At 43.5% G+C, this 12,080-nt stretch carries 8 protein-coding genes; all 8 read right to left on the bottom strand.

Features of this window, described 5'->3' with window-relative positions; genetic code table 11:
- Position 1: 1 nt before the first annotated feature.
- The 8 genes from KA713_03350 to ligD all read right to left on the bottom strand — a co-directional run bounded on the left by KA713_03350 (position 2) and on the right by ligD (position 12,071).
- Complete coding sequence (locus KA713_03350) at positions 2-3,088, bottom strand: TAT-variant-translocated molybdopterin oxidoreductase (GenBank protein ID UXE67653.1); 3,087 nt, start codon at positions 3,086-3,088, stop codon at positions 2-4.
- Positions 3,089-3,214: 126 nt separating this feature from the next.
- On the bottom strand, positions 3,215-4,459 hold the full coding sequence (locus KA713_03345) for a c-type cytochrome (GenBank protein UXE67652.1): 1,245 nt from the start codon (positions 4,457-4,459) through the stop codon (positions 3,215-3,217).
- A 501-nt stretch (positions 4,460-4,960) separates the two neighbouring features.
- The gene (locus KA713_03340; GenBank protein ID UXE67651.1) at positions 4,961-5,788 is read right to left on the bottom strand and encodes a tetratricopeptide repeat protein; all 828 of its coding nucleotides are present in this window, start codon (positions 5,786-5,788) and stop codon (positions 4,961-4,963) included.
- 45 nt (positions 5,789-5,833) lie between these two features.
- Positions 5,834-7,657, bottom strand: a complete 1,824-nt coding sequence (gene typA, locus KA713_03335) for a translational GTPase TypA (protein ID UXE67650.1) — start codon at positions 7,655-7,657, stop codon at positions 5,834-5,836.
- 288 nt (positions 7,658-7,945) lie between these two features.
- Positions 7,946-8,995 carry an aromatic ring-hydroxylating dioxygenase subunit alpha gene (locus KA713_03330; protein UXE67649.1) on the bottom strand — a complete coding sequence of 350 codons (1,050 nt, stop codon included), beginning with the start codon at positions 8,993-8,995 and terminating at the stop codon, positions 7,946-7,948.
- 43 nt (positions 8,996-9,038) lie between these two features.
- Positions 9,039-9,419, bottom strand: coding sequence for a helix-turn-helix domain-containing protein (locus KA713_03325; GenBank protein UXE67648.1), 381 nt, complete (start codon positions 9,417-9,419; stop codon positions 9,039-9,041).
- Positions 9,416-9,709 carry a type II toxin-antitoxin system HigB family toxin gene (locus KA713_03320; protein UXE67647.1) on the bottom strand — a complete coding sequence of 98 codons (294 nt, stop codon included), beginning with the start codon at positions 9,707-9,709 and terminating at the stop codon, positions 9,416-9,418. The genes KA713_03325 and KA713_03320 overlap by 4 nt, the downstream gene beginning before the upstream one ends.
- Positions 9,710-9,743: 34 nt before the next feature.
- Positions 9,744-12,071 carry a non-homologous end-joining DNA ligase gene (gene ligD / locus KA713_03315; GenBank protein ID UXE67646.1) on the bottom strand — a complete coding sequence of 776 codons (2,328 nt, stop codon included), beginning with the start codon at positions 12,069-12,071 and terminating at the stop codon, positions 9,744-9,746.
- Positions 12,072-12,080 lie beyond the last annotated feature (9 nt).

Raw genomic sequence — 12,080 nt, 5'->3', positions numbered from 1 at the left:
GTTAAGCGTGTTCTTTGTGTTCGTCTTTGTTTCTGATTTTGGTGAGATAGAAAACGTTTGGCTTCACACCTATGTCTTCCAACACGCGGTAAGCACGTGGGTTGCCAATTTTCTTGTCGATGCCGTACGGACGCTTCGGGTCACTTTCAATTTTCAACAACTTGCTGATTTTACTTTCCGGATTATTCATATCACCAAACACAATCGCACCAGTTGTACACGCTGCTTGGCAAGCAGTAATTACCTCGCCATCGTTCAATGGGCGTCTTTCTTTTTTGGCTGTCAGTTTTCCTGTTTGAATGCGCTGCACACAGAAGGAACATTTCTCCATCACACCACGTGAACGCACGGTTACTTCAGGGTTCAACACCATTCTGCCCAAGTCGGTATTCATGGCAGGGTTTACCGAATAGAATTGTTGGTTATCGTGGTATTTAAACCAGTTGAACCTGCGTACTTTATAGGGACAGTTGTTCGCGCAATAGCGTGTGCCAATGCAACGGTTGTAGGTCATTTGATTTAAGCCTTCGGTACTGTGTGTAGTGGCAGCAACCGGACAAACCGTTTCGCACGGTGCGTTATTACAATGCTGGCACATCATCGGCTGGAAAGTAACTTCCGGATTGTTGGCCGCCTTTTCCATTTCGGTGAAATCGCCTGGCTTGGCATCGCTGCTGTAATAGCGATCGATGCGTAACCAATGCATTTCACGTCTATTGATTACTTCTTGCTTGCCCACCATGGCCACGTTGTTCTCCACATTACAAGCTACCACGCAAGCCGCGCAGCCGGTACACGTGTTCAAATCGATGGACATGCCCCAATAGTGATTCTTGTATTCGTGACCTTTCCAAAGCGACACATCTTTCGCCTCTACTTTCTCTTCCCAATTGGTTACCTCTGGATTGTATCGTCCAGCTCTAGCATCTTTCTTAAATTCAGATAAGACTGATTCTTGAATCACATTTTCACGACCCATGTAGGTTTGGTGAATTTGCGTTTGCGCTAATTGGAATGACTTGTCTACGATCTTGGCAGATGCACTTATTGCGTTATAATCAAGTGAACCAGCCGCCAACGCTACCATAGGGTAAACATTTACACCAAGGTTTTCGGCCACCGCCCCTACTTTTGTTCTTCCATAACCCAGCGCTACACCAATAGTACCAACTGCTTGGCCAGGTTGAATCAAGGCAGGAAGCTCAATAGTTTTCCCATTTACGGTAATGCTTATGAATTTTGTGTGACCTTCCGCATCGTTATCGATTTTGAAAAATTTCGAAGCATCTGTTTGTGAAATGGTTGCATAATGATCCCAGGTGGCTTTTGTAATCGGGTCGGGCAATTCTTGCAACAATGGGTTATTGGCCATCGAGCCGTTTCCGATTCCGTAGCTTTCGTAAATCACCAATTCAAATTGACCTGCTGCTTTCTTCGCAGAAACTGCAGCCAATGCTTCTGAAGCATGTGAGGTGAAGTTTACGGCTTCTGTATCGGCTGTAAATTCATACACTCCATTATACAAGCACTTATCCCAGAAAGTCTGAAAACTGCCTTCGGCATTTTGCTTTTCGTAGAACCACTTCTTCCAGTTTTCACTCACGAATGAGAAGTACTCTACCTCCTTTTCGCCTGCCCACACCATAAGGCTCTCTTGCGCTTGGCGCGATTTGAAAAGCGGAGTAATGGCAGGTTGTGATAAGCTGTAATGACCGGGCTTTGGTTCAAAGTCGTTCCATGATTCTAAGTAGTGATGATCAGGTGCTAAATAGGCAACCGATGAAGCAGTTTCATCGGGCGTGTAAGAAGTAGAAACCGTTAACGCCATTCCCTTCAACGAAACGGCCAACGCTGCACCCATCGGGTGATCGTACACCGGATTGCAGTTGTAGAAAATTACGCCATCTACTTTTCCGCCTTTCGCTTCTTCCACGAAAGTGGCCATGGCCTCATCATTTCCTTGGCGGAAGTGAACAGGCAAACTTGGTAAAATGGTAGTACCATAATTGCCCAACATATTGTTAATTTCATTCACCAACACTTGGGTCTCTTTGTCGTTGGATGAGCAAACTACCAAGCTGGCACCTTTGTTGGCCAGCAATTCTTTGGCAGCCTTTTCAACATACGTTACTCCGCTATCGGTAGCAGAACCACCCGACACTATATTATAGATCTGTGCCAACACCGCTCCTTCTTGCGAAGGTTTCATTTGGCCGCGATAATCGGCATTGGCTCCTGTTAAGGATAGATTGCTTTCAAATTGATAATGGCGGGACATGTCGCGTTTCTCTTCGCTCACTTCGCGGTTCACCGCATAGCCTTTGGTGAACTCGATTGGTGAAAGCCATGTGCCCAAGAAATCAGCACCCACACTTACTATCACTTTTGCCTTGCTAAAATCATAGCTTGGAATCAATCCCTTGCCAAACGATTCTTCATTTGCCTTCCACATACCGAAATACGAAATCGGGTCGTACTGAACATGTGTGGTAGTTGGGTATTTTACTTTAAATTTTTCAATCGCTGCTTTGGTGCTAGGGCTTAAGATTGTGTTGCTTATAATCCTGATCTGGCCGCTTTTGCCGGCAATGTCATCTAATTTTGAAGTGATTTCTCCATCAATGGAATCCCAATCTGAATTTTCACCACCCTTTTTAGGTCCACGCAAGCGATAGTTATCATAAAGAGAAAGAACGGAAGCTTCTACTTGAGCGCTGGTGCCGCCTTTGGTTACGCTAGAAAGCGCGTTGCCATCTAATTTTATCGGACGTCCGTCACGAACTTTAACTACTATACTGCAATAATCCCCACCATTTACATACGTGGAGGCATAGTAATTCGGGATACCGGGGTCAACATCAACCGGCTTAACGATATACGGAATAGCCTTGCGAACAGGCGCTTCGCACGCTGCCAACGAAGCAGCAGCTACGCTAAAGCCCATCATCTTCAAGAAATCTCTGCGCGAGTGACCGGGGTCCTCCTGCACGCCCAAGTCAACAAACTCCTTATCGGCATGTTTTACGTGAGCCGGGTCGTTTTTCAACTCTGGCAAACCTTTCCAATATGTCTTTTTGGTACTACCCATATATAATTATGTTCTGATATTCTTTTCTCTTTTGCTTTAGGCCTAATGCCCAAAGCTAACAACCGTTTATCCCTACTGCTTAGTTTCTTTCTTCTGACTACTATAACCTAAACTCCTACCTTCTTCTCAATAGTGACACTTCGCACACTCCAAGCCACCAATGTCCTCTACTTTCATGGTCTTCTTAGAGCCCTTGTGCAATTCATTGAGCTTATCATAATAGGCATTGCCCTTACTGTTCACATCCGTTTTGCGGTGGCAATCGATGCACCAACCCATTGTTAATAGAGAATATTGCTTCACTACTTCCATCTCTTGAATAGGGCCATGGCAAGTTTGGCATTCAATGCCACCTACATTTACGTGCTGGGCGTGGTTAAAATAAGCTAAGTCTGGCAGGTTGTGAATGCGAACCCACTCAATGGGCTTTTGCTTGCCCGTGTAGGAAGCTGTTTTAGGATCATAGCCAATAGCAGAATAGATCTTTTGGATTTCAGGAGACTCTTGTTTGATCTGCGTGTGGCAGTTCATACAAATATTAGGTGAAGGAATGTTGGCTTGCTTGCCCTTTAACACGCCTGTGTGGCAATACTTGCAGTTGATTTCGTAAGAGCCTGCATGCAATTTGTGTGAGAAAGCAATTGGCTGCTTGGGTGCGTAATCTTGCTGAACACCAATGGAGTACAACCCATCGATGGTGGTTTTAAACACGATGGCGGCCACAATAAATACCACGACAAATATAAAGCCCGAGCTTTTGGTAATAGTTGCAAGCGTATAAGGTGAGTTTACCACCTGCTCATCATCTTCGCTAAGTTCTTTTTGGTTCAAAAATCTCTTTAATGCCGAAACAATTAGTGCTAAAATCACTACCATCAACACCAAGATCAAAATCATTCCACCCACAATGAGGTTGAGGTATTCACTTGGAATTCCGGCTGCTCCACCAGCAGGGGCACCAGCAACGGTAGTAGGGGTGGCTTCTGGAGCTTTGTAAGCTTTTATATAACCTAAGATGCTCAAGATTTGGGCATCAGTATAACTGGTAAAAGCCGTCATCTGGCTTTTGTTGTATTCGTTATAGATTTTATTGGCATACTCATCGCCACTGGCAATCACCTTGGCGGGATTTTTCACCCATTCCAAAATCCATTTAATGGAAGGAGCCCTATCTTGCACCCCTGCCAGTGCAGGCCCCACCAATTTTTTATCTACCCGGTGACATGATTTACAGTTGCCGTTAAATAACTCCTCGCCCGCTTTAATGCTTGCCGCATCCGTAGGGATGTCTTGCGAAAAAGAAGGATTACTTAGGGAAACAATCAGTGCGAGTGTGAGAAGCTTTACTAAATCAGATATTTTGTACTTCATCGTAGCGAGTTTAGGTATCCGCTTTTATTAGAATTGCACAAATCTACACCGCAAACACATTTTTTCAAATTTATTTTAAAGACTTGCAAGATAATTATTTTGGTGGTAACCCAAGGTCTCGGAACTGACTAAGACCTAACCACTTTTTACACATTTTGCTAAACACAAGACAGAAAAAACAAGTATTGTAAAGGGTTTTTCATTTATTTGGAAAGATTTTACACACATCATCAGCGCTTTTGAATACGTCACTATCCTCATCTCGATCGTTCTTGGATTAGGGATAACCCAAATCCTTAGCTGGATTACCGATTTGATCCACCAAAGCAACCGAGCAAAAGTATATTGGCCACATGGCATTTGGGTACCACTGATGTTGTACGTTCAAGATTAGTGGGTGACCTAAGACCTTCGCAACTATGTTTGGAGTTTGCCCAAACTCAAAAAATCGCAAGGAAATTCGTTGCGAACAAAAGAGAATAAGTCGTAAAGAAAGAAGGACTATTTGAATACATCGTAACAATACTCCTTGAGGTAACCGAGAGCGTCATCTTGCCCGGCACTAAATGCCTTCTGCAAGCAGCGGCATCCCTCCTTCTCGCGTTTCAATTCCACCAACGCCACGCCTCTGTAAAAAAGCGCGGAGGCATTGTCGGGTTCCAGGCGCAACAGTAAATCAAAATAAACAAGTGCTTTTTCATAGTGGGCTTCTTCCAACAAAAAGCTTCCCGCATACAAGTAGGCGGGGCTATAGGTAACATCTAGCACAATGGATTGATTGAAGCAATTGATGGCTTCTTGCAAATTGCCCAACGATTGATACGCCATGCCCAAATTGGTTTCAAGTTCGGCATCGTCTTCAAATGCTTTGGCCAACAACAAATCATCTTTGCCTTTGGCAAACTCGCCCTTCTCGATATACAGCGAGCCTCGCCACTTGATCAATTGTGTGTTACCGGCCTGCAACTCGGTTGCTTTTTCTATGTCTTTTAATTGGTTATCCAAATCTCCCAACTGCCGATAGGCCAACGCCCGAAGAATGTAGGCTTGATGACTTTGTGGATACTCTGGTATGAACTGCGTAACATCTTCTATCGCTTTTTGAAATTCGCCCAAGTAATAAAAGCAAACCGCTCTTTTATACTGTATGCGGTGTGTTTTTTCAGTTTTTGATTTGGCTATGATTTTAGAATAAATGCCGACTGCCTTGCCATACTCTTGATGCTCCACCAAGGTATCGGCCTGTGCTTCCAGTGCTTTATCAATCCCTTGCGCAAAAACAAAATGGGTTGAAAATGAAATGACCAAACTCATCACGAGTTTGGTCATTGAAACTGTTTTTTTTGAATACATCAAAAAAGAAACTTTAGGTGCTTATGCAGTTACGGTTGCCTTGTTCGCGTAACGCTTACGGTCGTTTTCGGTCAAGTAAATTTTTCTCAAACGAATCGACTTGGGTGTTACCTCCACGTACTCATCTCCTTGAATGTATTCCAACGCTTCTTCTAACGAAAACTTTACTGCGGGGCGGATGGTCATCTTCTCTTCTGATCCGGTGGCACGCATGTTGGTCAATTTCTTGGTTTTGGTAATGTTGATCACCAAATCCCCACTGCGATTATTTTCGCCCACTACCTGCCCTTCGTAGACAGCATCACTAGGGTCAATGAAAAATTTACCACGGTCTTGCAGGTTGTGCAAGCTGTAAGGAATGGCTTCACCTTGTTCCATACAAATCAAAGAGCCATTGATGCGACCTGGAATTTCTCCTTTGTACGGTTGATATTCTTTGAAACGATGTGTAACAATCGCTTCACCGGCTGTTACGTTCAATAAATAATTTCGCAAACCAATAATGCCTCGGGCCGGAATCATGAATTTCAAAATCATGCGGTCAGCTTTTGGTTCCATGTTCGTCATTTCGCCTTTTCGCTGCGATACCGTTTCGATCGCCTTGCCTGCTACGATTTCGGGTAAATCGATGGTCAATTCTTCCATTGGCTCACACTTTACGCCATCAATTTCTTTGAAGATTACTTGCGGCTGACCAATCTGTAACTCGTATCCTTCTCTGCGCATGGTTTCAATCAATACGGACAAGTGCAACACGCCTCTTCCAAATACCAAGAAGCTATCGGCAGAACCCGTATCGCCAACTTTCAACGCCAAGTTCTTCTCCAACTCTTTATCCAAACGCTCTTTAATGTGACGTGAGGTAACAAACTTGCCTTCTTTACCATAGAAAGGTGAGTTGTTAATCGTGAAAAGCATGCTCATCGTAGGCTCATCAATCTTGATCGATTTCAATGCCTCGGGTTTTTCAACATCGGCAACGGTATCACCAATTTCAAAACCTTCCAAGCCCACCAACGCACAAATATCGCCAGCCTTTACCTCTTCTACTTTCTTCTTATCAAAGCCTTCAAATACGTAAACCTCTTTAATACGGGTTTTTACAATCGCACCTGTATCGCGTTTTACCAATACCACAAATTGTCCAGCTTTTACACTTCCTCGCTGAATGCGACCAATCGCCACACGACCAATGTAAGACGAGTACTCCAATGAAGTAATCATCAACTGTGTGGGGCCAACGTCAATCTTTGGTGCGGGGATGTATTTGATCACACCTTCAATCAACGCGTTGATATCGGTAGTAGGTTTTTTCCAATCATCGCTCATCCAGCCTTGCTTGGCCGAACCATAGAAAGTAGGGAAATCGAGCTGATCTTCATTCGCGTCAAGCGCAAACATTAAATCAAATACCGACTCGTGTACTTCGTCTGGTGTACAGTTTTTCTTATCTACTTTATTAATAACCACAATCGGCTTTAAGCCCAATTGCAACGCCTTTTGCAATACAAAACGGGTTTGAGGCATTGGGCCTTCAAACGCATCCACCAATAGCAAACAACCATCGGCCATGTTCAATACGCGCTCCACTTCACCTCCAAAGTCACTGTGACCAGGGGTGTCTATCACGTTAATTTTATAATCTTTATAGCGTACAGAAACGTTCTTGGCCAAAATGGTGATTCCTCGCTCGCGCTCCAAGTCATTGCTGTCCATGATTAGCTCGCCTGGGTTCTCGTGGTCTTTAAAAAGATGACCGGCATGCAATAGTTTGTCAACCAAAGTTGTTTTGCCGTGGTCAACGTGGGCGATAATGGCGATGTTCCTGATTTTTTCTACTTCCATAAAAGGCTGTTCTGCGTCTAAATTTCAAAATTTAAGGCCGCAAAGATAGCTGAATTTTATGGATTTAGTGAGATAAGTTCAATGTCAACCGCAGATTAGCAGATTATTTTTTGAATTATCCGGAAAACTATCATGGTTAGCAGTAGTTGATATTTGATTGAGTCATTGCATCTTTTTAAAATGATTTTACCATTGTTTACATGATTAAAGTCAATTGCCAAAAAGATAATAGCAATCAAACCCAAAAAAATTGAAGGTATTAGAGCAAAGTAGGGAATTACAAATAAATTACGTCACCCAATGCAGCACCTGCGGCTTCACCGGATTTACAAATGGCTCATTGTTTTGCTGTGACAATGCCCAAAGCCTTTTGATCTCGTAATACCAGCGCGCTTGTAAATCGGGCTCACCAATTAGCGACAAGGTTGGTTTAGATTGAAGGCCCTCGTTGAGTTTGTTGAACACGCCCAAGTCTTGTCCGATAAATTGTTTGCCCAATTGCTTGAGCGGAAACCACAACCAGTTGGCCAGAGCGATGTCGGTATAAAAAATATGCGTGAGTTCGGTTTGCTTGTCGTTCAGAGGTGTAAGCGTTGTGATGGATACTACTTGGTTCTTCTCTCCTACCAAAATATGTTCGGTGCGAATGCCAGGAATTTCAAAAGTGATTTCGGTACTCGTGCCTCCTTTTAAAATTCCATAGCCTTTTGAATTGGTGGATGGCGCGTGTCGCACCATTTTGAAACCCAGTGGTGTGGGCTCAAACTTTTTCTCTTTCAGCTTTAGTTTTTTTGCCGAGCGCCAGTACCACGATTGATGCACAAAGGTAACGTGCGCGGGGTCGATCAATCCGATAACAGAATGGTCAATATCGGCTGGCATGATTACCGTTTCTACATGCTTGAATTTTTGTCCGGGTTGCAATAACAAATTGGGTGCAGTTAGCTTGGGGACAGTAGTTGGTAATTTTTTATCTGGTATGTACACCCAAATCGTATCGTTGATTTCTTCAACCGGATATTGAAATACCTTAATCTTCGCTGGATCGAAAGTCGCATCGGGTGGCATGGCGGGTATGCCGGTGCAAGTGCCTTGGGTATTGAATTGCCAACCGTGGTAGCAACATTGAATAGTATCGTCTTTGAACCACCCGGCAGACAGCGGCACACCCCGGTGTGGGCAGTTATCACGCAAGGCAAAAGGTTTGCCGCTTGCATCGCGACCAAGAACAATTTTCTCACCACAGATTTCTTTGCCAAGCAATCTGCCTTTCTTCAAAAAAGAACTGTGAAAGGCCAGGTACCAAAGGTTTTTGAGATAAAGAGAGTGGTCTGTCATGGGTTTCGGGATTAGGACTTGGAGCGTTGGGAATTTTATTTGTTTACCTGCTCTCTAATAACAATTCTGCTGGTACTTTTAACAATCGACTGAGTGGAGCAATCATAGAATACGTCAATTTTCTAGAACCATTTAGTACTTTTGAAACCACACTTTTGTCGCCAATTACGTCAACCAAGTCAGTTTGCTTTAAGCCAAGATTTTCCATTCTAGTCTTTATTACCTCTACGGGGCTATCAGGCTCTGGCAGTTCCCATCCTTTCTGCTTTTCATAAGCTTCAATTAAAATGACCAATGTATCTAACAATCTTCCATCAGGTGAATTCATTGGAGGATCAATATCCATTAAATGATCAACCTCCGCTAGATACTTTCTGTATTGCGCTTCACTCCTAATAACTGAAATTTCTAAACTCGTCTTCATATCGTTGCTACATCTATCGTATCATATTCTTTATGTGTACCAATAAATCGAACAAAACAAATTTTACCTCGGTAGGCAATTTTTACAACCAACCGAAAATTGCCACCTACAATATTAAAAACTACTCGATTGTTGCTTACAATACTTGCTTTAGGATAGGTTTGTTTTACATCCTTTGGAGAAGCCCATTCCGCTTTTATTGCTACTCCATACCATTCCTCTAACTCCTTTCGGCAATTGGCATGCTTGGTCCAATAATCTTTCAACGTTCGTTTGGCGATTACCCTCATTGAATACGCGAAATTACGAAAAGTTGACAATTTGTCAACTACAATCCGTCCGTAACCGCAGAAAAACAGGCTCGCGAAACATTTCATCAGGTGTCAATCGGGCATAGCTGATTTCTGCCATCAGTTTAGGCTCAATCCAGGTGGTAATTTTTTCATCTACAATCTTACCACCTTGAAGTGTATGGCTCTTAACAACTGCCAACTTCTTTAACGCTTTACTGATCTCTTGCATGGTAGCATCGTTAAAACCGGTACCCACCTTACCTCTATAATACAATGCACCTTCTTTCTGCTCAGCAATTTGCAATGCGCCAAAGGTTGCTTTCCGATCGCCCTTGCCTGGCGTAAATCCGATGATGAAGCATTCGGTTGACTGTCGGACTTTTATCTTCAGCCAAGCATCGCTGCGTTTGCCAATCAAGTACTTGCTGTCTTTTCGCTTGGCCATGATTCCTTCTAGCCCGTGAATTTTTGCAGCAGCAAAAAGCGAGTTGCCATCTTCTTCTATTTCGCTGAGGCGATAGGGTGACTCCTTCGTTTTAATTGCATCGCGCAACCATTCTCTCCGTTTCGCTAGCGGCTCGTTAATCAATGGCCTTCCATCTAAATACAAACAATCGAACACGTAACAATTAACAGGAAGTGTTTTTGATAAACGCTCAATGGTGGTGGCACCGGTTTGTTGCATGCGCTGAATCACTTTTTTGAATTCGGGTTTCCCAGCTTTATCCAAACAAACAATTTCGGCATCAAACAAGCCACAGGTGGCCCGAAACGATTTGTCTGCTTTTAGTAATTCGGGAAATTGCGCTGTTACATTTTGTTGGTTGCGCGTTTTAATGGTGATGTTTCCGTCTTCCAACGAAATCAAGGCACGGATGCCATCCCATTTCACTTCATAAAAATAGTCATAGGTAGTGGGTGGATGATCCAATGATTCCGAAAGCATGGGTTGAATTTCGGCTTTTAAAAAATTGAATTGCGGCTCGTCTACCCGCTCCATCAACCATTCCTTTTGCTTCATTTTGTGAATGCGGTATTCAGCATTTATTTCTTTGCTATTCAATTTAAAGTAAAATCCATCTGTTTTTTCTTTCGTGATCTGATATTTGCCCAATGCATAAATCCACATTTCACCTCCTCCATATTGCCCTTTCGGAATAGTGCCATCAAAGGTTAAGTATTTCATTGGGTGATCTTCTGTCTGCACAGCCAATCGTTTTACACCTGGGTGCGGAGGCAAACCCCGGGGCACCGCCCACGATTTTAATACTCCGTCTTGCTCCAATCTCAAATCATAATGGAGATGTGAGGCATGGTGCCGATGGACTACGAAATTATTTCCACCGCTGATATCAATCTCGGCCTTTGGCTCAGGTGTTTTTCTGAAATCTCTTTTCTTCTCGTAGCTCTCTAATTGCTCAGGCGTTTTTCTTTTTCTGTTAGGCGGTAGTGGAGACGCAAGATTTTTCATCTCTCTGTGGGTATGCAATTCAACGGCATACGCATCCATCCCTTCCCATGCATCTCCCTTGGTTGTTACCAATTCCAATGCATTGTGAATAGTAAACGCACTCGGACTTTTTACTTTCGCCAAATCATCCCACGAAAGTGGCATCGAAACAGGCGCACCTACCCTACCGCGCAAACTGTACGGTGAAACAATGCTCTGGCCAGAGCGGATTCGATAAATATCAATCAAGACCCGACCCTTGCGGGCTTCTTTTTTTATATGAAGCGTGGTGTTTGGATTGCTGTCTACAAATGGTTGGGCAATCAATTGAGCGGCCTCAAACACGGTATGAAAATCATGCTTGGGCAATAGCGGGCAGCAGATATGAATGCCCTTGCCTCCTGTGGTTTTTACAAAGGGTGTGTAGCCAAATTTTTTAATTGCCTCCTTCAATTCGAAAGCAATCGGCACTACATTTTGAAAATCATAGCCTTCTGGGGGATCCAAATCAAACACCATGTAATCGGGGCAATCGAAATTTGGCCTGCGACTATGAAGTTGATGTAGCTCAAGAGAAGCAAGGTTGGCCAACCAAACCAAGGAGGCCTGTTCAGTAGCGATGATGTAATCTTTTTTTTCCTCCTTGCCTAGCCTTTCAAATTCAATCCAGTCTGGCGACCAGTCAGGGCGATTTTTTTGATAAAATGTTTCTCCATGAATGCCATCCGGAAAACGAATCAGCGTAAGCGCACGGCCTTTGATGTGATTGAGCAACGTGGGCGCAATAGAGAAGTAGTATTCAATTACTTCTGCCTTTAAAATATTATCTTCAGGAAAAAGTACTTTGTTGAGATTGCTGAGTTCAATCTTGCGCTTTCCGATGGTGACCCATTGCGATTTTTTTGCCATCGGTTAAAA

The sequence above is a fragment of the Chryseotalea sp. WA131a genome (assembly GCA_025370075.1).
Classification (GTDB): domain Bacteria; phylum Bacteroidota; class Bacteroidia; order Cytophagales; family Cyclobacteriaceae; genus ELB16-189.
Note: the sequence above shows the minus strand (reverse complement) of the source record. Positions and strands in the feature narration are given on the sequence as shown.

Excerpts from the sequence above, each read along its gene's own strand:
- KA713_03350 (UXE67653.1), bottom strand. The coding sequence starts at position 3,088 with ATGGGTAGTACCAAAAAGACATATTGGAAAGGTTTGCCAGAGTTGAAA.
- KA713_03345 (UXE67652.1), bottom strand. The coding sequence starts at position 4,459 with ATGAAGTACAAAATATCTGATTTAGTAAAGCTTCTCACACTCGCACTG.
- KA713_03340 (UXE67651.1), bottom strand. The coding sequence starts at position 5,788 with ATGACCAAACTCGTGATGAGTTTGGTCATTTCATTTTCAACCCATTTT.
- typA (UXE67650.1), bottom strand. The coding sequence starts at position 7,657 with ATGGAAGTAGAAAAAATCAGGAACATCGCCATTATCGCCCACGTTGAC.
- KA713_03325 (UXE67648.1), bottom strand. The coding sequence starts at position 9,419 with ATGAAGACGAGTTTAGAAATTTCAGTTATTAGGAGTGAAGCGCAATAC.
- ligD (UXE67646.1), bottom strand. The coding sequence starts at position 12,071 with ATGGCAAAAAAATCGCAATGGGTCACCATCGGAAAGCGCAAGATTGAA.
- KA713_03330 (UXE67649.1), bottom strand. The coding sequence starts at position 8,995 with ATGACAGACCACTCTCTTTATCTCAAAAACCTTTGGTACCTGGCCTTT.
- KA713_03320 (UXE67647.1), bottom strand. The coding sequence starts at position 9,709 with ATGAGGGTAATCGCCAAACGAACGTTGAAAGATTATTGGACCAAGCAT.